Here is a 21,637-nt window from a genome sequence, read left to right on the forward strand (position 1 = left end):
CCGCTGGCAGCCGGTGGTGGGAGGGCTGAGGGGATCGCTCGCCGTGACCGCCTGAGACCCGCCGCAGGGGGTGCGGTGAGGGTGTCTGGTGGCGCCTCGGTGGGCAAGGGGAGCGTGACGGCTACGCTGGCGGCCGTAACTTCCGACCGCCGCGTTTTTCATCGATGGCGGTTCACGAACGCGAAGGAGCGGTGCCATGCGCCCCGGTGCACAGCCCAACATGCAGCAGATCATGAAGCAGGCGCAGAAGATGCAGCAGCAGGTCGCGCAGGCGCAGGCCGAGCTGGCTGAGGCCGAGTTGTCCGGCACCGCCGGCGGCGGGCTGGTGAGTGTTGTGATCACTGGATTGGGTGAGTTCAAGTCGGTGAAGATCGACCCGAAGGCTGTCGACGCGGACGACGTGGAGACGCTGGAGGATCTGGTGCTCGCGGCCATCCACAACGCCGCCGAGGCGCAGCGGGAGCTGGCCGAGGAGAAGATGGGCCCGGCCACCGGCGGCCTCTCCCTGCCGGGGTTCTGACCCCGTGTACGAGGGTGCCATTCAGGACCTGATCGATGAGCTGGGCCGGCTTCCGGGTGTTGGCCCGAAGTCGGCCCAGCGCATCGCTTTTCACGTCCTCTCCGCCGACCCGGCGGACGTGAACCGGCTCGCTGCCGCGCTGCGCAAGGTCAAGGAGCTGGTCCGGTTCTGTACGACCTGTTTCAACGTGGCCGAGTCGGAGCAGTGCCGTGTCTGCCGGGACACCCGCCGCACCAACGAGGTGCTCTGTGTGGTGGAGGAGCCGAAGGACGTCGTCGCGATCGAGCGGACCGGTGAGTTCCGTGGCCGCTATCACGTTCTCGGCGGTGCCATCAATCCGCTGGAGGGTGTCGGCCCGGACAACCTGCGGATCCGGGAGCTGCTGATGCGGCTCGGCACGGGCGAGGTCAAGGAGTTGATCCTGGCCACCGACCCGAACACCGAGGGCGAGGCGACAGCCACCTATCTCGGCCTGCTGATCAAGCCGATGGGTATCGCGGTGACCAGGCTGGCGAGCGGTCTACCCGTCGGTGGTGACCTGGAGTATGCGGATGAGATCACTCTGGGTAGGGCTTTCGAGGGCCGCCGAGCGATCTGATTTAACATCTGGTAACGCCCCTGTAACGCCACGCAAGGTGTTTGGCCCGGATTGGCTACTTGCGAACTGTGTACGCGGTACTTTCCGTTTGTTCGGCGTCTAGGTCACGGTCACATCACGAGGGAGACACGGAACCGCTCGTGTGCGGTCGGTGAGCTTGACCCAGGGCACCGCGCTAGGTGAATGTTCCTCTCGATGGCGGCCACACCCGCTGTCGAGTCCCTCGTGCGTCGGCCCGATCTCGGCCGAGAAGCACGGGGGTCGGCACTCGAGGCATGCGACAACCGATCGGTTGCCGTTCGCTGCGTGGGCCATCGTCGTCGGCCGGGGGTTCCGTGTTCACCCCTGCGACCGGTGGCTTTGACTCCCGCCGCACGGCGGCTGGGAGAGGACCGGACACTTCATGGTCGTTGGACCTGGAACGGCCGCGGACCAGGCTCCGGTAGCCCCGGATCCGGCCGAGGGACCCGTTCCCGGCAAAGCGATCGAGGGCCGCTCTCTGGGCCGGATCGCATGGACCCGCCTCAAGCGTGACAAGGTCGCGATGGGCGGTGGCTTGGTCGTCATCTTCCTGATCCTGGTCGCGGTCTTCGCACCGGCCATCGCGGGTGCGTTCGGCTCACCGCCGAACGAGTTCCACCAGAACCTGATCGACACGAGCACGCTCGCCCCCAAGGGCGGTACGGGCATCAGCGGCGAGCACCTGTTCGGTGTCGAGCCGCAGAACGGCCGGGACATCTTCAGCCGGGTCGTCTACGGCGCCCGGATCTCCCTGCTGATCGCCTTCCTGGCGACGCTGCTCTCGGTCGTCATCGGCACCACGCTCGGCGTGGTCGCCGGCTACTTCGGTGGCTGGGTGGACGCGCTGATCAGCCGGGCGATGGACGTCTTCCTGGCGTTCCCGCTGCTGGTCTTCTCGATCGCGCTGGTCGGTGTCATTCCGGACAACGCCTTCGGGCTCACCGGTGACAGCCTGCGTATCGCGCTGCTGATCTTCATCATCGGCTTCTTCGCGTGGCCCTACATCGGCCGGATCGTGCGGGGCCAGACGCTGTCGCTGCGGGAGCGGGAGTTCATCGACGCCGCCCGGAGCCTCGGCGCCCGCGGGCCGTACGTGATCTTCAAGGAGATGCTGCCGAACCTGGTGGCGCCGATCCTGATCTACGCCACGCTGCTGATCCCGACGAACATCCTGTTCGAGGCGGCGCTCTCCTTCCTCGGTGTCGGCGTCCGGCCGCCCACCGCCAGCTGGGGCGGCATGCTCGCCGATGCCGCGCGGTTTTACACGATCTGGCACTTCATGTTCTTCCCGGGCATGGCGATCTTCATCACCGTGCTCGCTTTCAACCTCTTCGGCGATGGTCTGCGTGACGCGCTTGATCCCAAGGGGCGGCGCTGACATGCGCCCGATGCATTTCCCACCAGCCGTGCGGTTCGGACCCGGACCGTTCCACCAGGGAGGTTGCTTCAATTGATTCGCAAGTCGAGAGCGCTGGTGGCCGGTGTGGCCGCGTTGGCGCTGACGCTGTCCGCGGCCGCGTGCGGCGGCAGTGATGACAAGACCGATTCCGACAGCTCCAGCGCCAAGCCGGAGTTCAACGCCGCCCTGACCAAGGTGTTCAACGCCTCGGACAAGAAGGGTGGCACCGTCCGGATGGCCAACTCGGGTGACTGGGACACCCTGGACCCGGGTGAGACCTACTACGGCTACTCGTGGAACTTCCTCCGCCTGTACGGCCGCAGCCTGCTCATGTTCAAGCCGACCCCGGGCGCCGAGGGCAACACCCTCACCCCGGACCTGGCCGAGGGCATGGGTGTGCCGAGCGACGGCGGTAAGACCTGGACCTACAAGATTCGTCAGGGCATCAAGTACGAGGACGGCTCACCGGTCACGGCCAAGGACGTGAAGTACGCGGTGCTCCGCTCCATCGACAAGCAGACGTTCCCGAACGGACCGGCGTACTTCGAGGGCTTCCTCAACCTGCCGGAGGGCTACAAGGGCCCGTACAAGTCCAAGGGCGTCAACACCGACTCGGCGATCACCACGCCGGACGACAACACGATCGTCTTCCACCTGAAGTCGGCGTTCGGTGGCTTCGACTACGTGGCTGCGCTCCCGCAGACCGTGCCGGTGCCGGAGGCCAAGGACACCGGTGCGAAGTACAAGGAGCACGTGGTCGCCACGGGCCCGTACAAGTTCGAGACCAACGAGCTCGGCAAGAGCTTCAAGCTGGTCCGTAACGACCAGTGGGACCCGGCGACGGACCCGAACCGCAAGGCCCTGCCGGACGCGTACGAGGTTCAGCTGAACGTCAACGCGGACGACATCGACAACCGGCTGCTCGCGGGCGACCTGGACATCGACGTGGTCGGTACCGGTGTGCAGCCGGCCGCCCTCGGCCGCGTGGTCGGCGACCCGAACATCAAGGCGCAGACGGACAACCCCGCCCTCGCCCGCCTCTGGTACACGTCGATCAACCCGACCGTGGCGCCGCTGGACAAGATCGACTGCCGTAAGGCGATCGAGTACGCCGCGGACCGCACCGGTTACCAGACCGCTTACGGCGGCCCGCTCGCCGGTGGTGACATCGCCACCTCGGTGCTGCCCCCGATGATCCCGGGTTACCAGAAGGTCGACCTGTACTCGGCCGGCGCCGACAACACCGGTGACGTGGACAAGGCCAAGGAGGCCCTGGCCGCGTGCGGTCAGCCGAACGGCTTCGAGACCAGCATCTCGTACCGCTCGGAGCGCCCGAAGGAGAAGGCGGCCGCCGAGTCGCTGCAGCAGTCGCTCGCCCGGGTCGGCATCAAGCTCACGCTCAAGCCGTTCCCGCAGGGTGACTACTTCTCCCAGTACGCCGGCAACCCGCCGTACGTGAAGAGCAACAAGCTGGGCCTGGTCGTCAACGGCTGGGGCGCGGACTGGAACGACGGCTTCGGCTTCCTCTCGCAGATCGTGGACAGCCGGGTCATCCGGGAGACCGGTGGCTCGTCCAACACCAGCGTGCGGATCCCCGAGGTCGACCAGATGCTGGACGCGGCCGTTGCCGAGACCGACAACGCCAAGCGTGAGGCCATGTGGGCTCAGATCGACAAGCGTGTCATGGAAGAGGCTGTCATCTTCCCCGGCATCGTCGCGAAGAGCCTGATGATCCGGCCGAAGGCGCTCTCCAACGTCTTCGTCAGCGAGGCGTACAACATGTACGACTACCTCTCGCTGGGCGTTGCGTAAACAGTCCCACTCTCACGACACCTTCGATAGGTAGGTGAAGGCAGCAGGCGGCCGGTCCGGGGCGACCCGGGCCGGCCGTCCCAGCCGGACTCTGTGATCACGTACATCATCAGGCGTCTTTTTGCGGCAGTCATGCTGCTCTTCATCATCAGCGCCGCCACTTTCTCGATCTTCTACCTCGTTCCGCGCCTTGTCGGTTCCACCCCGGAGACGCTGGCCACCCGGTACGTCGGCCGTGCCGCCACGCCGGAGACGGTCGCCCTCATCGCGGAGAAGCTCGGCTTCTACGACCCGCTCTGGCTGCAGTACGGCCGCTGGGTCAAGGGCATCTTCGTCGGCGCCGACTACGACCTGGGCGCCACCATCGAGCACTGCCCCGCGCCGTGCTTCGGCTACTCGTTCATCACGAAGCAGCCGGTCTGGCCCGAGTTGATCGACCGTCTGCCGGTGACCCTGTCGCTGGCGATCGGCGCCGCGATCCTCTGGCTGATCTTCGGCCTCTCCATCGGCACCCTCTCCGCGCTGCGCCGGGGCTCGTTCCTGGACCGCGCCGCGATGACCTTCTCGCTCGCCGGCGTCTCGCTGCCGATCTTCTTCACCGGCATGGTCGGCCTGCTGCTGTTCAGCTACACGCTCGGCTGGACCGCCCCCGGTGGTACCTATACCGACTTCACCGAGAATCCGGGTGAGTGGTTCTACGCCCTGCTGTTGCCCTGGTTCGTGCTCGCTCTCCAGTTCTCCGCCCAATACGCACGATTAACGCGTGCCGGGATGCTGGAGACGATGGGCGAGGACTACATCCGCACGGCGCGCGCCAAGGGCCTGCGTGAGCGGGACGTCACCGTCAGGCACGGCCTGCGCGCCGCGCTGACACCCATCCTGACCGTGTTCGGCCTGGACTTCGGCCTGCTGCTCGGCGGCGCGGTCCTCACCGAGCAGGTGTTCTCGCTGCCCGGCCTCGGCAAGTACGCGGTGGACGCGATCACCAACAACGACCTGCCGAAGGTGTTGGGCGTGACCCTGATGGCGGCTACCTTCGTGGTCATCGCCAACCTGGTCGTCGACCTGCTCTACGCGGTGGTCGACCCGAGAGTGAGGCTGGGCTGATGCCGGACGGGCAGGCTTTCCTCGAGGTCAAGGACCTCAAGATTCATTTCCCGACCGACGACGGTTTGGTCCGCAGCGTCGACGGGCTGAACTTCAAGCTCGAGCGCGGCCGTACGCTCGGCATCGTCGGCGAGTCCGGTTCCGGCAAGTCGGTCACCAGCCTCGGCATCCTGGGGATCTACAACAAGCGGAACTCGAAGATCTCCGGCGAGATCTGGCTGGACGGCGACGAGATCGTCTCGGCCGGCCAGGAGACCGTGCGCAAGCTGCGCGGCAACAAGCTGGCGATGATCTTCCAGGACCCGCTGTCCGCGATGCACCCGTACTACACGGTCGGGTACCAGATCATCGAGGCGTACCGGGTGCACCACAACGTCTCGAAGAAGGTCGCCCGCAAGCACGCCGTCGACATGCTGGGCCGGGTGGGCATCCCGCAGCCGGACCGCCGGGTCGACGACTACCCGCACCAGTTCTCCGGCGGTATGCGGCAGCGCGCGATGATCGCGATGGCCCTGGTCAACGACCCGCAGCTGCTGATCGCGGACGAGCCGACCACCGCGCTGGACGTGACCGTCCAGGCGCAGATCATGGACCTGATGCACGACCTGCAGGCGGAGTTCAACTCGGCGCTCATCGTGATCACCCACGACCTCGGCGTGGTGGCCGAGCTCGCCGACGACGTGCTCGTCATGTACGGCGGCAAATGCATCGAGTACGCCCCCGCCACCACGGTCTTCCAGCAGCCGGAGCACCCGTACACCTGGGGTCTGCTCGGATCGATGCCCCGGATGGATCGGCCGAACCAGGATCGGCTCGTGCCGATCCCCGGCTCGCCGCCCTCGCTGATCAACCTGCCGCAAGGGTGTGCGTTCAGCCCGCGCTGCTCCTACGAGCCACGGACCGGCGGTCTGGGCACCACCGTGCCGCCCGAGCTGGTCCGGGCCGGCGGCAGCAACCACCTGGTCCGGTGCCACCTCCCCACCGAGGAGCGGCAGCGGATCTGGGCGGAAGAGGTCAAACCGAAGTTGGAGACCCCATGAGCAGCGCGACGCCGGCGGAGAAGCGTGAGCCGCTTCTCTCCGTCAAGGGCCTGGAGAAGCACTTCCCGATCACCAAGGGCCTGCTGCGCCGCAAGGTCGGTGCGGTACGGGCGGTCGACGGCGTGGACTTCGAGGTCTTCAAGGGTGAGACCCTCGGCCTGGTCGGCGAGTCCGGGTGTGGCAAGTCCACCACCGGGCGGCTGCTGACCCGGCTGCTGGAGCCGACCGGCGGATCGGTCAACTTCGAGGGCCGCGAGATCGCCCACCTGAGCCAGGGGAAGCTGCGCCCGCTCCGGCGGGACATGCAGATGATCTTCCAGGACCCGTTCTCGTCGCTGAACCCCCGTCACACGGTGGGTGCCATCGTCGGAGCGCCGTTCCGGATCCAGAACGTCAAGACCGAGCACGGCGTCAAGCGGGCCGTGCAGGACCTGCTCAAGCTGGTCGGCCTGAACCCGGAGCACTACAACCGGTACCCGCACGAGTTCTCCGGCGGGCAGCGGCAGCGCATCGGGATCGCCCGTACGCTCGCGCTGCGCCCGAAGATGATCGTGGCGGACGAGCCGGTGTCCGCGCTCGACGTGTCGATCCAGGCGCAGGTGGTGAACCTGCTCGAGGACCTCCAGAGCGAGTTCGACCTGACGTACGTGTTCATCGCGCACGACCTGTCGGTGGTGCGGCACATCTCCGACCGGGTCGCCGTCATGTACCTCGGCAAGATCGTGGAGATCGCCGACCGGGAAGAGCTGTACAACAACCCGCGCCACCCGTACACCGTCGCCCTGATGTCCGCGGTGCCGGTGCCGGACCCGGTCCGCCGTGATCGCGCGCAGCGCGAGCGCGTGCTGCTCACCGGTGACGTGCCCAGCCCGATCAACCCGCCGTCCGGCTGCCGGTTCCGGACCCGGTGCTGGAAGGCGCAGGACATCTGCGCCACCGAGGAGCCGCCGCTGGTGCAGCGCCTCGATGACCCGGCCTCGCACCTGACCGCGTGCCACTTCCCGGTGGCCGCCGACGAGGTGGTGGCCGGCCGCCGCCCGGCCGCGGCCAAATCCTGAGACACCGAACGGCCCGCAGGACAACCTGAAACACCGAACGGCCCCGCAGGAGAACCCGCGGGGCCGTTCGCGTGCACAGGATCAGTAGAGCAGCGGCCTGTCGGCCGGAGTCGTGCACAGGTTCAGGAGAGCAGCGGCCTGTCCGCCGGAGTGTTGTACTCGCAGTTCACGGCGACATCAGTGCCGGCGTCCTCGTTGTAGACGACACAGTTGTCACCGGTGGCCGAGCCGTTGCCGCCGCCGTCCAGCCGGTCCACGCCGTCGCCCTGCCCGCCGTAGAGGTAGTCGTCGCCGTCCTCGCCGAAGAGCTGATCGCGGCCCTCCCAGCTCTCCATGCCGTCGTTGCCGGCGCCGCCGCGGATGATGTCGTCACCCGCCATGCCGTTGAACTTGTTGGCGGCGGCGTTGCCGGTCAGCCGGTCGCTGCCGTTGCCACCGATGAGGTTCTCGACGTCGGCGCCGACCGTGTCCCGCTCGTTGGCCTGCCCGTCGTCGCGACTGGCACCGTCGAGGTCGACGGTGACCGCGGCGGTGCGGTCGGCGTAGCTGAGGGTGTCCTCGCCCGAACCGCCGAGCAGGATGTCCGCACCCGGTCCGCCGCCCAGCCGGTCGTTGCCCGCACCGCCCTCGAGCCGGTTGTTGCCCGCACCGTCGAACAGCTGGTCGTTGCCGCCGTAGCCGAGGAGCGTGTCGTTGCCCGGGCCACCCTGCAGATCGTCAGCCCAGGCGGTCCCGTAGAGACGGTCGTTGCCGGTGCCACCCCAGATCCGGTCGATGCCGGTGAGGGTGTCGTGCTCACCCTTGCGGCCGTCGTCGCCCTTCACCCCGTCCGAGTCCGCGGTGATCCCGTAGCGCCGGCCGCTGTAGTCGGCGAAGTCGTCCCCGGCGCCACCGGAGAGCAGGTCGGCGTCCGGCCCCGCGCCGGCCAGATCGATACCCTGCGAGAAGGTGTCACGGCCGTTGCCGCCGTACTCCCGGTCGTTGTTCTCGCCGCCGGAGAGCAGGTCGTCGCCGTCACCACCGGAGAGCATGTCGTTGCCGTAGGAGCCCTCCAGCCAGTCGTTGCCACCCAGGCCGTAGAGACGGTCGGCGCCGGCGCCGCCGGTCAAGCGGTCAGCCCGCGGTCCGCCGGTCAGGCTGTCCTTGCCGTCACCGCCGGAAGCGGTCATCGCGAGGCCGGACCTGTTGACCACTGAGTCGTTCTTGGCGCCCAGGCTCACCCGTACCCTGGTGGGGGGCTTGCCCGGCTTGCACCGAACCTTGGTCTTGTCGCCTTTGACCTTCTTGCAGCCCTTGCCCGCTTTCACCGCGACGCGGTCGTCGACGGTGACGGTGTTGCCGGATCGCGTGACAACAACTTTGTTCACCGCGTTCGATCCGGCCCGGAACTGAATCTGAGTGCCGGACACCACGGATGCGACGCCGGTGGTGGCGGCCTGTGCGGGAATGGCCGACGCGCCGAGCACAGCGGCGCCGGTGAGCAAAGTCAGACCGGCTCTGGAAAGCAAGAGGAATGGTGACACAGTGGACTCCCCCGGTAATTAAATTTGAGAAATCATCTCACGACCAGCTGATCTGCGGGGACCGGTAAAAACGGACACCCTGCCTGATCCAGCGTGGACCGTAGGCGCCGAGCCGCGCGCGGAACGAGGACCAGTCGTGCGTCGCCCGAGGTGACCACCCCAGCTCGGCGAGGGCCACGAGGCGCGGAAAGGCCAGGAATTCGATGTCACCGGAATCGGTCAGGGTCTCCGACCACAAAGGCGCTTCAACCCCGAGAACAGATTCTTCCGGTACGCCGGAAAGCAGTCGCCCGGGATTCCACTCATAAGCGGCACGCACCTCGATGGTTCCCGCCCAGTGCAAACCGCCCGGTGTGAGCAGGTCGTATTGCATGTCGAGATAGGCCTTGTTCGCCGGTGACATCACCACCTTGGCGCCGGCGGTGGCGGCCGCGACGACGGGCCCGGTGTCCCATTCGTGGTTCCAGTGCTGGACCACCGCGTTGCGGGCGGCACGGGTCGCGGCGATCTCCTGCCAGCCCATCGGGATCTTGCCGTACCGCGGCACCAGTGGCAGAACCCGCTCGCCGAAGGTGAGGTAGTCGGCGTGCGACGTGGAGTGCGCCTCGTCGCCGCCGATGTGCAGATACGGTCCCGGGGTCATCGCGGCCAGCTCGCGGATCACGTCCTCGGCGAACCGGTAGGTGATCTCCTTGCCGGCGCAGAGGGAGCTGTACCCGACCCGGATGTCGATCCGCGGCCGTGGCGCCACCCCGTCGCAGGTCAGCTCCGGATAGGCGACCTGGGCGGCGTTGACGTGTCCCGGCATGTCGATCTCGGGGACGATCGTGACGAACCGGTCGGCGGCGTACCGGATGAGGGAGCGGTAATCGTCCTTGGTCAGGTAACCGCCGCCGGATCCGCGTACGCCGGTGCCCTGCGCGCCGCCGACCGTCGTGAGCCGCGGCCAGCTGTCGATCTGGATCCGCCAGCCCTGGTCGTCGGAGAGGTGCAGGTGCAGATAGTTGATTTTGAAGCGGCTGATCTGGTCGATGTAGCGCCGGACCTCCCGCGGCTCGTGGAAGTGCCGGGCCAGGTCGAGCATCGCGCCGCGGTAGGCGTACCGGGGCCGGTCGTCGATCCGCCCGCCGGGGATCACCCAGTTCGCCCGCTGTGGCGTAGCCGACTCGATCTCCGGCGGCAGCAGCTGCCGCAGCGTCTGCACCCCCGCGAACAGCCCGGCCGGTCGCGCGGCCCGCACCTCGACCCCGCCGGTACGCACCTCGAGCCGGTAGCCCTCGTCGCCGAGCCCGACGTCGGTGAGGACCAGCGCCAGGGCGTTTCCCGTGGCGTTCGGGACGACCGGCAGCGGGAAGCCGGTGGCCGGCCGGAACGCCTCGGCGAGCCGCTCGGCCACCGGTGCGGCCGCACCGGAGGCGGTGATCACCGTGTCCTGGTTCAGCGTGAAGGCGGCGTGCGGATCGGGCGCCGTCCCGGCCGGTGCGGGCAGCACGCCGGCCAGTGAGGCCGGGACCGGGCCCGGGCCGGGCGCCGCGGAGGCGGGCATGACGGCCAGGGGCAGGAGGAGCACCGCGGTGACGGCCAGGTGGGTGAGGCGCACCCGCCTGACCGTACCGAGGTGGATCAATCTCAGCGTTCGCAGTCGTACGCCAGGTCGTACGCCGGGTCGTAGTCGCAGTAGTCGCCGGCCTCGGTGCCGTTCTCCCCGCCGTAGAAGATGTCGGCAGTGGACGAGCCGTACAGCTCGTCGTCGCCGCCGAGCCCGTACATCGTGTCGCCTTCGCCCCCACCGGAGATGCGGTTGTTCGCGTTGTTGCCGGTGAGCTGGTCGGAGTACCGGGTGCCGTCGAGATCCTCGATGTCGGCGCCGACCGAGTCGCCCTCGCCCGGCGCGCCGTCGTCGCCGGTTGCTCCGTCGGCGTCGACCGTCACCCCGCTCAACCTGGACGCGTACGAGACCGCGTCGCGGCCCGCGCCACCGATGAAGGTGTCGGCGAAACCGTGCATCACGTACCAGCGTTCCGCTTCGGCGTAGAAGTCACCGTCGAACCAGTCGTTGCCGGCACCGCCGTCGAGCCGGTCGCGGCCGTCGCCACCGTAGAGCTTGTCGGCGCCGTCGTCGCCCAGGAGGACGTCGTCGCCGCCCGTACCGTCGAGGATGTCGTTGCCCGCACCACCCTTGACGGTGTCGATGCCGCCGGAGCCCTTGAGCTTGTCGTTGCCGCCGCCGCCCTCGAGCGTGTCGTCGGCGGCGCCGCCCGTGAGGACGTCGTCACCGGCGCCACCGGCGATGATCCGGATGCCGGTGGTGATGGTGTCGCGCTCGCCGGCCTGGCCGTCGTCGCCGGCCTCGTCGTCCACGTCCGCTGTGATCGGTGCGGTCCGGCTCCGGTAGTCGACCCGGTCGATCCCGCCGCCGCCGAGGAAGAGATCGCTGCCGAATCCGCCGTCGAGGGTGTCGTTGCCGGTGCCGCCGTCGAGCCCGTCGTGACCGGTGCCGCCGTTCAGGCTGTCGTTGCCCGAGCCGCCGTACAGCAGGTCGTTTCCGCGCTCGCCCCGGATGGTGTCGGCGCCGCCGTCGCCGTGGAGGCGATCAACGCCCGAGCCGCCGGTGAGCCGGTCGTTGCCGGTGCCGCCGTAGACCCGGACGGGGATGGCGGTCCGGTTGACCAGGGCGTCGTTACGGTCGCCCAGCGTCACCCGTACCTCAGACGGGTTTTTCCTGGTCTTGCACCGGACCTTGGTCTTGTCGCCCTTGACCGGCTTGCAGCCCTTGCCGGCCTTGACCCGGACCCGGTCGTCGATGGTGATCGTGCGGCCGGAGCGGGTGACGACGACGCTGTTGGTCTTGGCACTACCGGCCTTGTACTGCACTTTTGTGGAGCTGGTGACGCTGGCGACGCCGGTGGACGCGGCCATCGCCGGCGTGGCCGGGCCGGCGATCGTGACGGTGGCGAGCAGCGCGGCACCGACACGTGTCAGCCACTGTGAACGTGACATGGAAACCTCCCCGTGGTTGAACACCAGGAGGATAGAACGAAACGGATGCGTCTCGCTGTCCCTAATGGATCATGGAATCAGGATCCGATCGGGCGGTCCCGCTCGCAGTTGACCACCACGTCGTTGGGGAACGGCTGGCAGACGTCGCCGGCCGCGGTGTTGGCGCCGCCGTCCAGGCGGTCCGCGATGCCCTCCTGGCCGCCGTCGGAGCCGGTCAGCGAGTCGTCGCCGTCGTCGCCGTAGACCTGGTCTCCGCCCTCCATGCCCTCCAGCTCGTCGTTGCCGGCGCCACCGTGGATCACGTCGTCGCCCAGCCAGCCGTAGATGACATTGCCGGCCGCGTTGCCGGTGAGGCGATCGTTGCCGTTGCCGCCGCTGATGTCCTCGACGTCCGCGCCGACCGTGTCCTTCTCGCCGGAGCGGCCGTCGTCGGCGGCGCCGTCGAGGTCGACGGTGACTGCCATGGGGTAGCCGCCGTAGGACACCAGGTCGCGGCCCGCGCCGCCGAGCATCACGTCCGCGGAGGTCGGACCGCCCGCCTCGTCGCCGATCAGGCCGTCGTCGCCGGTGCCGCCGTAGAGGTGGTCCCGGCCGGCGCCGCCGTCGAGCGCGTCGTTGCCGGCGCCGCCGTTGATGACGTCGTCGCCCTCCAGCCCGCGCAGCACGTTGCGGTACGCGTTGCCGGTCAGCCGGTCGTTGCCGCTGCCGCCGTCGATGTTGTCGACGTCGGTCCCGATGGTGTCCCGCTCGCCCTTGGCGCCGTCGTCACCCCGGGCGCCGTCGTTGTCGGCCACCACGGCCTTACGCCGGGAGATGTAGGTGACGGTGTCCTCGCCGGCGCCGCCGGAGAACGTGTCGGCGTCCGGGCCCGACGGGTCGTACGACTGGTGGAAGCTGTCCGCGCCGGCGCCGCCGTACTCCCGGTCGTTGCCGTCCATGCCCAGCAGCAGGTCGTTGCCGTTCCCGCCGGACAGCGCGTCGTTGCCCGGCCCGCCGTCCAGCCAGTCGCTGCCGTCCGCGCCCCACAGGCGGTCGTTGCCGTCGTTGCCGTCGAGGTTGTCCCGGCCGCCCAGACCGTAGAGCTTGTCGGCGCCCGAGCCGCCGGCCAGCGAGTCGTTGAGCGGGCCGCCGGTGATGCTGTCGCTGCCGGTGCCGCCGACGCCCCTGAGCACGATGTTGCTCTTGTTCACGATCGAGTCGTTACGGTCGTACGTGTAGATCCGCACCCGGGTCGGTGCCTGCGCGGTCGTGCACCTGACCCTGGTCCTGTCGCCCTTGACCTTCTTGCAGCCCTTGCCGGCCTTGACCGCGACCTTGTCGTCGATCGTGAGCGTGTTGCCCGACCGGGTCACCACGACCCGGTTCTGCTTGCCCTTGGCGGCCTTGTACTGCACCTCTCTCGAGGACAGGACCGAGGCGACGCCGGTGGAGGCGGCCTGCGCCGGTGCGGCGAGCACACCGAGCGAGGCCGTCGTGAGCAGTGTGAGACCGATCCTGGACGTCCACAGCGAACGCGACATCGAATACTCCCCGGAGAGCCGAAGGCCATCGAGGATGATCCTAGGACGTGACGGTGACGTAGCGCCGTCAGCTTTCCGGACGGTTGAGGAGGCTGACGGCGATCTGATGGACGGCGTCGAGGCCGGATGGGTCAGCAAGCGGGGCTTTGGCGCCAGTTACGCCGTACCATTCCTCCGCGTCCTTGTATTGGACGCTCAGGATGACCTCACCGTTCGCGAATGCGCTGCGCAGGGTGAGGTCGCCGGTCACGACGCCGACCTCGTCGGTCATCACCCCGCCCGGCCCGGCAGTGAAGTCCGTGATCTTGTCGGTGGTCTTGCTCTGCTCCGATTCCGTCATCGGCAGGTCTCCAGCATGTCGGTGAGGGCACTCTTCTCCGCGGTGGTCACTGTCAGCTTCCAGTGGCTCTTGACCGTGATCCAGTCCTCGGCGTACGTGCACCAATGTTCCCGCGCCGGCGGTTTCCATGTCGACGGATCCTGATCACCCTTGGACCGGTTCGACGAGGCCGAGACCGCGACCAGCTGAGGGCGGTCCAGATCGTTCGCGAAGTTGCCGCGCTCCTCGTTGGTCCACTTCGCGGCGCCGGAGCGCCACGCGTTCGCCAGCGGCACCATGTGGTCGATGTCCACCTTGGTCGGCGACGCCAGAACCTGGTCGTCGTAAACGCTGTGCCACGTGCCGGCGACCACGTTGCACCCGGAGAACTTGACCTTCTCGCCGTCGCGCTTGAGCACCGTGTCGCGGACGTCGCAGTTGTCGCCGGTGTCCCGCCAGTGCGGGAACTTCTCGCGGGTGTAGCCCTTCATCGAGGCGGCCTTGGCGACCGTCAGCTGGTCGAGCTGGGCCGCGGCGTCGGCGGAGGCGGTGGAGGTGCCGGCCGGCTCCTCGACCGGACCGGCGTCGACGACCTCACAACCGGTGAGCAGGGCGACGGTGAACAGGAACGGAAGGAACCGGGGCGCAATTGGTGGCACGACGTCAGGGTAAGCGGAAGCCCCGCGTGCCGCGCGGTGGCGGCACGCGGGTGTGAATCTCAGCGCGCGCGGTTTACCGCGCTGGTCACCGCTTTGATGGACGCGCTCACGATGTTGGCGTCGATGCCGACACCCCAGACCGCCACGTCGCCGACCTCGACCTCGACGTAGGCCGCGGCCTGCGCGTCGCCACCGGAGGTCAGCGCGTGCTCGTTGTAGTCCAGCACCCGGGCGCTGATCCCCAGCGGCTCGATGGCCTGCACGAACGCGGCGATCGGGCCGTTGCCGACACCGGTCAGCGGCCGCCGCACCCCGCGGTGGAACACCTCGACGTCGATCTCGACCTTCCCGTCGACAGTGGCGGTGCTGTAGCTCTCCACCTTGAAGGCGCTCGTCACCTGGTGGTCGACCAGGTATTCGCCGGCGAAGATGTCCCACATCTGCTGCGGGCCGACCTCGCCACCCTCCTCGTCGGTGTGATGCTGCACCACGCCGGAGAACTCGATCTGCAGGCGTCGCGGCAGGTCGAGCTTGTGCTCCTCCTTCATGATGTACGCCACGCCGCCCTTGCCGGACTGCGAGTTGACCCGGATGACCGCCTCGTAGGTGCGGCCCACGTCCTTCGGGTCGATCGGCAGGTAGGGCACCCCCCAGACGAACTCGTCGATCGGCTTACCAGCGGCGTCCGCGTCGGCCTGCAGGGCGGTGAAGCCCTTCTTGATCGCGTCCTGGTGCGAGCCGGAGAACGCGGTGTAGACCAGATCACCCGCGTACGGGTGGCGCTCGTGCACGGGCAGCTGGTTGCAGTACTCCACGGTGCGCTTGATCTCGTCGATGTTCGAGAAGTCCACCTGCGGGTCGATGCCCTGGGAGAACAGGTTCAGGCCCAGCGTGACCAGGTCGACGTTGCCGGTGCGCTCGCCGTTGCCGAACAGGCAGCCCTCGATCCGGTCGGCGCCGGCCAGCAGACCCAGCTCGGCGGCGGCGACCCCGGTGCCCCGGTCGTTGTGCGGGTGCAGGCTCAGCACGACGCTCTCGCGCCGCGGCAGGTTGCGGTGCATCCACTCGATGGAGTCGGCGTACACGTTCGGGGTGGCCATCTCGACGGTGGCCGGCAGGTTGATGATCAGGGGACGGTCCGGGGTCGGGTCGATCACGTCGATGACCGCGGAGCAGATCTCCAGCGCGTACTCCAGCTCGGTGCCGGTGTACGACTCCGGCGAGTACTCGTAGAAGATCTCGGTGTCCGGGGTGTGGATCTCGGCGTACTTCTGGCAGAGCCGCGCGCCGGTCGTCGCGATGTCGGTGATGCCGTCCCTGTCCAGGCCGAACACCACGCGTCGCTGCAGCGTCGAGGTCGAGTTGTAGAAGTGCACGATGGCGCGCTTGGCACCCCGGATCGACTCGAACGTCCGGTCGATCAGGTGCTCGCGGCACTGCACCAGCACCTGGATGGTGACGTCGTCCGGGATCAGGTCCTGCTCGATCAGCTGGCGGACGAAGTCGAAGTCGGTCTGGCTGGCGGCCGGGAAGCCGACCTCGATCTCCTTGTAGCCCATCTTCACCAGCAGCATGAACATCCGCCGCTTGCGCTCCGGTGACATCGGATCGATCAGGGCCTGGTTGCCGTCGCGCAGGTCGACGGCGCACCAGCGCGGGGTCGCCTCAACCACTCGCGAGGGCCATTGCCGGTCGGGCAGAGAGATCGAGAACTGTTTCTGGTACGCCTCGTAGCGCTGGAACGGCATGGCGCTCGGGCGCTGAGTCACGAACGGGTTGGACATGTGACTGCTCCTGTCAAAACGAAGACGAGCAGGCGGCGTGCATCAACTCCGCGACGAGGTGCCGGCCTGGAATGGGGCCTCGTCGCGGCAGCGAAGGAGAAGAAACGCGTGCCACATGTCGCCAAACACGTTACGTGATCCACTTCCGGGTGGCGAACCATTCGCCCGGATGGTGGGAACCGTCAGGCGGACGGCGCCGCGCTCGGCACCTCCACCGGCGGCGGGCTGTCCATTCCCATCGGGTCGCCGGCCACCTCGGGGCCGGGGAACTGGACGGCCTGCGGCCCGGCGACCTGACTCACCAGCTTGAGCACTCCGAACTCGACCCGCGCCGCGGTCAGCAGGCCGTCCGCGGAATAGCAGTAGATGCCCACGTCGACCGGAGCGTCCAGAGAGGCGGAGACCGAGTCGACCGCGAAACAGCTGCCCTGTGCGCCGGGCAGCGGCTGCACCGCGGAGACGGCCAGCGCCGCCTTGCGGTCGGTGAAGACCGGCAGCCACTGCCGGAACAGGCGCTGCACCCTCGGGTCGTACCGGCGGGGCACCTTGTCACCCTTGGCGGCCACCCGGACGCATCCCGCGGTGACCGGGTTCTCCGGGGTGGGCAGCGAGCACTGATACACCCCGTTGGTGTTGCGGACGATCGAGACGCCCGCGGTGCCGCCGAGGGCGCCGTTCGGGATGTCCACCCGCCAGCTGCCGTCGTTCGCCACCGTGGCGATCACGTTGCGGGGTGCGCCGTTACCGACGTCCAAGGTGTAGAGGGCGGCGTACCGCCGGTCGAGGGCCAGCGCGGCCAGCCCGGCGAACGCCTCGCGGTCGTCGCGATCGGGCTGGACGGAGGCCGGGGGCGCCGGCGAGCCGGTCGGTGCGGCCTCCGGCTCGTCACCGCCGCATCCGGCCAGGACCACGCCCGTCAGGGCAGCGGTCAGCGCGGACAGTACGCGCCGGGAACCGGAAGCAAGGAGCACCGCGACATTCTCGCCCCATTCAGCGACACGCCGCTTTTGCGAGTTCGGCGTGTCGCGCCGCGGTGGCCGGAATCTGGGAACGGATGTCGAGGTGCCGTACGGGCGCGGCTAGGGTGGTGGCGATCGCCCTGACCCTAAGGAATGGTTCGCCGTGGCTCTTGTGGTGCAGAAGTACGGTGGTTCTTCGGTCGCGACCGCCGAGCGCATCAAGCGCGTGGCGGAGCGCATCGTGGGCGCCCGCAAGGCCGGCGACGACGTTGTCGTCGTCGTCTCCGCCATGGGCGACACCACCGACGAGCTGCTGGACCTCGCCAACCAGGTCAGCCCGCTGCCGCCCGGCCGCGAGCTGGACATGCTGCTGACCGCCGGCGAGCGGATCTCGATGGCGCTGCTGGCCATGGCCATCCACAACCTGGGTTACGAGGCCCGGTCATACACCGGCTCGCAGGCCGGCGTGCTCACCACCTCGGCGCACGGCAAGGCCCGGATCATCGACGTGACCCCCGGCCGGCTGCGCACCGCGCTCGACGAGGGCGCGATCGCCATCGTGGCCGGCTTCCAGGGCGTCTCGCAGGACACCAAGGACATCACCACCCTCGGCCGCGGCGGTTCGGACACCACCGCTGTCGCCCTCGCCGCGGCGTTGCACGCCGACGTCTGCGAGATCTACACCGACGTGGACGGCGTCTTCACCGCCGACCCGCGGATCGTCCCGAACGCACGGCACATCAAGAAGATCACGTACGAGGAGATGCTCGAGCTGGCCGCCGGCGGGGCGAAGGTGCTGATGTTGCGATGCGTGGAGTACGCGCGCCGTTTCCGGGTGCCGATCCACGTACGCTCGTCGTACTCGAACAAAGAAGGCACGCTCGTCACCGGATCGATGGAGGACCTCGACGTGGAGCAGGCACTGATCACCGGGGTCGCTCACGACCGCAGCGAAGCCAAGATCACGATCGTGGGTGTTCCGGACGAGCCGGGTGCCGCCGGGCGGATCTTCGAGACTGTCGCCCAGGCCAACATCGACATCGACATGATCGTGCAGAACGTGTCCACCGAGGGCACCGGGCGCACCGACATCTCGTTCACGCTGCCCAAGGACGACGGGCCGAGCGCGATGACCGCACTCGACAAGATCAAAGAGCAGATCAAGTTCAAGAGCCTGCTCTTCGACGACCACGTCGGCAAGGTCTCGCTGATCGGCGCCGGCATGCGCTCGCACCCGGGCGTCGCGGCTGCCTTCTTCGCCTGCATCGGTGCCGCCGGCGTCAACATCGAGATGATCTCCACGTCGGAGATCCGGGTCTCGGTCGTCACCCGCGACACCGACCTCGACACCGCGGTCCGCGCCGTCCACGACCAGTTCGAGCTCGGCGGTAATGAGGAGGCAGTCGTCTACGCGGGGACCGGCCGGTAAACCGGACGATGGCGCAGCCAACGCTCGCCGTCGTCGGAGCGACCGGCTCCGTCGGTTCCGTCATGCTCGAGTTGCTCTCGTCCCGGCGCAACGTCTGGGGCGAGATCCGGCTGCTCGCGACGGCCCGCTCGGCCGGCAAGGTGCTGACCTGCCGCGGCGAGCAACTCGTCGTCCGTGAGCTGACCGCCGACGCGTTCGACGGCGTCGACGTCGCCATGTTCGACGTGCCCGACGACGTGTCGATCCAGTGGGCCCCGGTCGCCGTCTCCCGCGGCGCGACAGTTGTCGACAACTCCTCCGCCTTCCGGATGGAGCCCGACGTTCCCCTGGTCGTCCCCGAGATCAACCGGGAGGATCTGGAGTACCGTCCCCGCGGCATCGTGTCCAGCGCCAACTGCACCACCGCGACCATGATCATGGCGGTGGCGCCCCTGCACCAGGAATACGGCCTCCGCGAGCTGGTGCTGGCGTCATACCAGTCGGCCTCCGGTGCCGGCCAGTTCGGCGTCGACACCCTGCACGACCAGCTCAGCAAGGTGGCCGGCGACCGCCTGCTCGGCTCCCGCCCGGGCAACGTGCGCCAGGCCGTCGGTGACGACCTCGGCCCGTTCCCGGCGCCGCTCGCGCTCAACGTGGTGCCCTGGTCGGGCGAGCTGGCCGCGGTCGGCTGGTCGTCCGAGGAGCTGAAACTCCGCAACGAATCCCGCAAGATCCTCGCGCTGCCCGCGCTCAAGGTCTCCGCCACCTGCGTCCGCGTACCGGTGGTCACCGGCCACTCGATCGCCGTGCACGCGGTCTTCGCCGCCGAGGTGACCGCCGACGGTGCTCGTCAAGTGCTCCGCAACGCACCCGGCGTGATCCTCGTCGACGACCCGGAGTCGGGCGAGTTCCCGATGCCCATCGACGCGGTCGGCACCGATCCGTCCTGGGTGGGTCGCATCCGCCGGGCTATGGACGACCCGCGGGCTCTCTCGTTCTTCGTTACCGGCGACAACATGCGTAAGGGTGCGGCGCTCAACACGGTGCAGACGGCTGAGATCCTCGCTGCCGAGTTCGGGAAGTCAGAGCGGTGACGCCGGTGGCCCCCGGGGAAGATCCGACCCGGTCGGCCGGCCCGGCGACGGACGTCTGCGAGGTGGTGATCACGGCGGCCGACCCGGAGTGGCTGGCCGGCTTCACCCGGCGCCTGGTCGACGACCGGCTCGCCGCCTGCGGTCAGCAGATCGCGGCGATCCGCTCGATCTACCGCTGGGACGGTGCGGTGCAGGACGAGCCGGAGGCCCGGGTCGCCCTGCACACGCGAGTCGATCTCGTCGACCGGATCATCGAGCGGGCCGAGGCCGAGCACCCGTACGACGTACCGTGCGTGCTCGCCCTGCCGGTGCTCGCCGCGAACCCGGCGTACCTGGAATGGGTGCGCCGGGAGACACTCAGCTAGCCGCGGCGTCCAGGTCCGCCCGGGTCAGCAGCGCCCGCAGGGTGATCCCCTCATTGGCCAGGGCCTGCGCGCCGCCCTCCTGCCGGTCGATGACGCAGAGGGCGTGATCCACATGCGCGCCCAGGTTGCGCAGGTCCTTGGTGGAGAGGACGACCTGCCCGCCGGACGTGACGACGTCCTCGACGATCAGCACGCGGCGGCCGGCGACCTCGGCTCCCTCGGCGAGACGGGCGGTGCCGTACTTCTTGGCCTGCTTGCGGACGAACGCGGTGGGCAGGCCGGCGTGCCGGGCGAGGGCGGTGACAACCGCGATGCCGCCCATCTCCAGCCCGGCGAGGACCTCGGTGCCCTCCGGGATCAGCACGGCGAGTTGCTCGGCCAGCTGGTCGAGGAGGACGGGATCGGCCTCGAACTGGTACTTGTCGAAGTATTCGGTGGCGGTGCGGCCGGAGCGCAGGGTGAATTCGCCGGTCAGCCGGCTCACGCTGCGAACCTGCCGGGCAAGGTCGGAGTCAGTCACAAGGTCCCACCCTGTCAGGCCGCTCTCCGGCCGCCTACGGCACCCCCGGGTCACCCGTACGCGTACTTGATCAGTGCATTACCGCATCTTATGTCTGTTTGGGGTAGTTTTCGCCTAATTAGTGGCTTGCGCCTGGAAGGATAGTTCTGTGACACCCTTCGCGATGCTCTTCCTGCTCGCCCTCGCCGGCTCCTCGTGTTTCGCTCTCGGCCGGGCACTCGGCCGCGGCGAGCGTTACGAGCGCGGCTACCGGGAGGGCTTCCGCGACGGCGAGACCGGCTCCCTGGCCCGCGCCACCCGCCTCATGCAGATCGGCGAACGGCCCTCGATCGCGCCGGTGGTGGAGACCATGCTGGGCCCGTACTGCGTTCCCCAGCAGATGGCGCCGCGTGGCGTGGGCCCGCAGCTCGCCCTCTGACCCTCCCGCGCCAATCCCTTTTCTGTTCGCCAGCTTCTCCGGCCGGACCGGCCGATCAAGCGCTCCCCAGCTGGGCGTGAGCGTTGTTTTGAAGGCCGAAAGGCACCGCTGAGAGCCAGCTGGTTCACCCGGCTGGGCGTGAGCGTTGTTTTGAAGGCCGGAAGGCACCGCTGAGAGCCAGCTGGTTCACCCGGCTGGGCGTGAGCGTTGGTTTTGAGGCCGGAAGGCACCGCTGAGAGCCAGCTGGTTCACCCGGCTGGGCGTGAGCGTTGTTTTGGAGGCCGGAAGGCACCCCTGAGAGCCAGCTGGCCACGAACGAGCGAACGAGGCCCGGAGAAGCGGGAGGCCCGGAGAAGCGGGAGGCCCGGATCCCCTGCGGGGAACCGGGCCTCACCTGCAACTACATGGTCGGGGTGGCGGGATTTGAACCCACGGCCTCTTCGTCCCGAACGAAGCGCGCTACCAAGCTGCGCCACACCCCGAGCTGCGAGAGAAATACTAGCTGACGACCCC

General features: G+C 68.5%; 19 protein-coding genes, 1 tRNA gene and 1 pseudogene. 11 read left to right on the top strand and 10 right to left on the bottom strand.

The features are described 5' to 3' along the window. Window positions 1-196: 196 nt before the first annotated feature. The 7 genes from ACFQV6_RS16885 (at window position 197) to ACFQV6_RS16915 (ending at window position 7,555) form a co-directional block, all read left to right on the top strand. The gene (locus ACFQV6_RS16885) at window positions 197-520 is read left to right on the top strand and encodes a YbaB/EbfC family nucleoid-associated protein (protein WP_378028432.1); all 324 of its coding nucleotides are present in this window, start codon (window positions 197-199) and stop codon (window positions 518-520) included. A gap of 4 nt (window positions 521-524) precedes the next feature. Then, window positions 525-1,118: a recombination mediator RecR gene (gene recR / locus ACFQV6_RS16890; protein WP_378028433.1), complete on the top strand. Its 594-nt coding sequence runs from the start codon at window positions 525-527 to the stop codon at window positions 1,116-1,118. A gap of 403 nt (window positions 1,119-1,521) precedes the next feature. Continuing rightward, window positions 1,522-2,517 carry an ABC transporter permease gene (locus ACFQV6_RS16895; RefSeq protein WP_378028434.1) on the top strand — a complete coding sequence of 332 codons (996 nt, stop codon included), beginning with the start codon at window positions 1,522-1,524 and terminating at the stop codon, window positions 2,515-2,517. 72 nt (window positions 2,518-2,589) lie between these two features. Beyond that, window positions 2,590-4,350 carry an ABC transporter substrate-binding protein gene (locus ACFQV6_RS16900; protein ID WP_378028435.1) on the top strand — a complete coding sequence of 587 codons (1,761 nt, stop codon included), beginning with the start codon at window positions 2,590-2,592 and terminating at the stop codon, window positions 4,348-4,350. Between the two features lie 93 nt (window positions 4,351-4,443). Next, window positions 4,444-5,457, top strand: coding sequence for an ABC transporter permease (locus ACFQV6_RS16905; protein WP_378028436.1), 1,014 nt, complete (start codon window positions 4,444-4,446; stop codon window positions 5,455-5,457). Next, on the top strand, window positions 5,457-6,497 hold the full coding sequence (locus ACFQV6_RS16910; protein ID WP_378028437.1) for an ABC transporter ATP-binding protein: 1,041 nt from the start codon (window positions 5,457-5,459) through the stop codon (window positions 6,495-6,497). Before ACFQV6_RS16905 ends, ACFQV6_RS16910 begins: the two co-directional genes overlap by 1 nt. Next, window positions 6,494-7,555 carry an ABC transporter ATP-binding protein gene (locus ACFQV6_RS16915; protein WP_378028438.1) on the top strand — a complete coding sequence of 354 codons (1,062 nt, stop codon included), beginning with the start codon at window positions 6,494-6,496 and terminating at the stop codon, window positions 7,553-7,555. Before ACFQV6_RS16910 ends, ACFQV6_RS16915 begins: the two co-directional genes overlap by 4 nt. Before the next feature lie 122 nt (window positions 7,556-7,677). Here ACFQV6_RS16915 and ACFQV6_RS16920 read toward each other — a convergent pair whose 3' ends face one another. The 8 genes and pseudogenes from ACFQV6_RS16920 to ACFQV6_RS16955 form a co-directional block, all read right to left on the bottom strand. Continuing rightward, window positions 7,678-9,078 (bottom strand): calcium-binding protein, encoded by a 1,401-nt coding sequence (locus ACFQV6_RS16920; protein ID WP_378028439.1) that lies wholly within the window; start codon window positions 9,076-9,078, stop codon window positions 7,678-7,680. Between the two features lie 37 nt (window positions 9,079-9,115). Then, complete coding sequence (locus ACFQV6_RS16925; RefSeq protein WP_378028440.1) at window positions 9,116-10,678, bottom strand: beta-N-acetylhexosaminidase; 1,563 nt, start codon at window positions 10,676-10,678, stop codon at window positions 9,116-9,118. A gap of 29 nt (window positions 10,679-10,707) precedes the next feature. Further along, window positions 10,708-12,078 (bottom strand): calcium-binding protein, encoded by a 1,371-nt coding sequence (locus ACFQV6_RS16930; RefSeq protein ID WP_378028441.1) that lies wholly within the window; start codon window positions 12,076-12,078, stop codon window positions 10,708-10,710. A gap of 77 nt (window positions 12,079-12,155) precedes the next feature. Beyond that, entirely contained in the window at window positions 12,156-13,598 is a 1,443-nt protein-coding gene (locus ACFQV6_RS16935) for a calcium-binding protein (protein ID WP_378028442.1), read from the bottom strand. 67 nt (window positions 13,599-13,665) lie between these two features. Further along, a pseudogene (locus ACFQV6_RS16940) lies at window positions 13,666-13,890 on the bottom strand (hypothetical protein); the annotation flags it as partial. Window positions 13,891-13,934: 44 nt separating this feature from the next. Beyond that, window positions 13,935-14,567 (bottom strand): HNH endonuclease family protein, encoded by a 633-nt coding sequence (locus ACFQV6_RS16945; protein WP_378028494.1) that lies wholly within the window; start codon window positions 14,565-14,567, stop codon window positions 13,935-13,937. A gap of 68 nt (window positions 14,568-14,635) precedes the next feature. Next, window positions 14,636-16,360: a 2-isopropylmalate synthase gene (leuA, locus tag ACFQV6_RS16950; RefSeq protein WP_378028443.1), complete on the bottom strand. Its 1,725-nt coding sequence runs from the start codon at window positions 16,358-16,360 to the stop codon at window positions 14,636-14,638. Window positions 16,361-16,542: 182 nt separating this feature from the next. Then, window positions 16,543-17,331 (bottom strand): hypothetical protein, encoded by a 789-nt coding sequence (locus ACFQV6_RS16955; RefSeq protein ID WP_378028444.1) that lies wholly within the window; start codon window positions 17,329-17,331, stop codon window positions 16,543-16,545. A 151-nt stretch (window positions 17,332-17,482) separates the two neighbouring features. Between ACFQV6_RS16955 and ACFQV6_RS16960 the strand changes: the two genes are divergently transcribed. Genes ACFQV6_RS16960 through cutA form a run of 3 tightly spaced genes read left to right on the top strand, consistent with a single transcriptional unit; the run spans window position 17,483 to window position 20,186 of the window. Further along, window positions 17,483-18,748 (top strand): aspartate kinase, encoded by a 1,266-nt coding sequence (locus ACFQV6_RS16960; RefSeq protein WP_378028445.1) that lies wholly within the window; start codon window positions 17,483-17,485, stop codon window positions 18,746-18,748. A gap of 8 nt (window positions 18,749-18,756) precedes the next feature. Further along, window positions 18,757-19,821, top strand: a complete 1,065-nt coding sequence (locus tag ACFQV6_RS16965) for an aspartate-semialdehyde dehydrogenase (protein WP_378028446.1) — start codon at window positions 18,757-18,759, stop codon at window positions 19,819-19,821. A gap of 5 nt (window positions 19,822-19,826) precedes the next feature. Then, a complete protein-coding gene (cutA, locus tag ACFQV6_RS16970) occupies window positions 19,827-20,186 on the top strand; it encodes a divalent-cation tolerance protein CutA (RefSeq protein WP_378028447.1) in 360 nt (119 codons plus the stop codon). Here cutA and pyrE read toward each other — a convergent pair. Next, window positions 20,179-20,706 carry an orotate phosphoribosyltransferase gene (pyrE, locus tag ACFQV6_RS16975; protein ID WP_378028448.1) on the bottom strand — a complete coding sequence of 176 codons (528 nt, stop codon included), beginning with the start codon at window positions 20,704-20,706 and terminating at the stop codon, window positions 20,179-20,181. The genes cutA and pyrE overlap by 8 nt on opposite strands. Before the next feature lie 148 nt (window positions 20,707-20,854). Here pyrE and ACFQV6_RS16980 point away from each other — a divergent pair, with 148 nt between their 5' ends. After that, window positions 20,855-21,124 (top strand): hypothetical protein, encoded by a 270-nt coding sequence (locus ACFQV6_RS16980; protein WP_378028449.1) that lies wholly within the window; start codon window positions 20,855-20,857, stop codon window positions 21,122-21,124. Between the two features lie 405 nt (window positions 21,125-21,529). On the opposite strand, the gene ACFQV6_RS16985 is transcribed toward ACFQV6_RS16980, so the two are convergent. Continuing rightward, window positions 21,530-21,606: transfer RNA gene (locus ACFQV6_RS16985), tRNA-Pro, on the bottom strand. Window positions 21,607-21,637: the final 31 nt, after the last annotated feature.

Origin of the sequence: Actinoplanes sp. GCM10030250 (assembly GCF_042666575.1) — a bacterium.
Classification (GTDB): domain Bacteria; phylum Actinomycetota; class Actinomycetes; order Mycobacteriales; family Micromonosporaceae; genus Actinoplanes.

What these genes read in the sequence shown, in the direction of transcription:
- ACFQV6_RS16885 (WP_378028432.1), top strand. Translation starts at nt 197, where the DNA reads ATGCGCCCCGGTGCACAGCCCAACATGCAGCAGATCATGAAGCAGGCG.
- ACFQV6_RS16895 (WP_378028434.1), top strand. Translation starts at nt 1,522, where the DNA reads ATGGTCGTTGGACCTGGAACGGCCGCGGACCAGGCTCCGGTAGCCCCG.
- ACFQV6_RS16910 (WP_378028437.1), top strand. Translation starts at nt 5,457, where the DNA reads ATGCCGGACGGGCAGGCTTTCCTCGAGGTCAAGGACCTCAAGATTCAT.
- ACFQV6_RS16915 (WP_378028438.1), top strand. Translation starts at nt 6,494, where the DNA reads ATGAGCAGCGCGACGCCGGCGGAGAAGCGTGAGCCGCTTCTCTCCGTC.
- ACFQV6_RS16930 (WP_378028441.1), bottom strand. Translation starts at nt 12,078, where the DNA reads ATGTCACGTTCACAGTGGCTGACACGTGTCGGTGCCGCGCTGCTCGCC.
- ACFQV6_RS16935 (WP_378028442.1), bottom strand. Translation starts at nt 13,598, where the DNA reads ATGTCGCGTTCGCTGTGGACGTCCAGGATCGGTCTCACACTGCTCACG.
- leuA (WP_378028443.1), bottom strand. Translation starts at nt 16,360, where the DNA reads ATGTCCAACCCGTTCGTGACTCAGCGCCCGAGCGCCATGCCGTTCCAG.
- ACFQV6_RS16965 (WP_378028446.1), top strand. Translation starts at nt 18,757, where the DNA reads ATGGCGCAGCCAACGCTCGCCGTCGTCGGAGCGACCGGCTCCGTCGGT.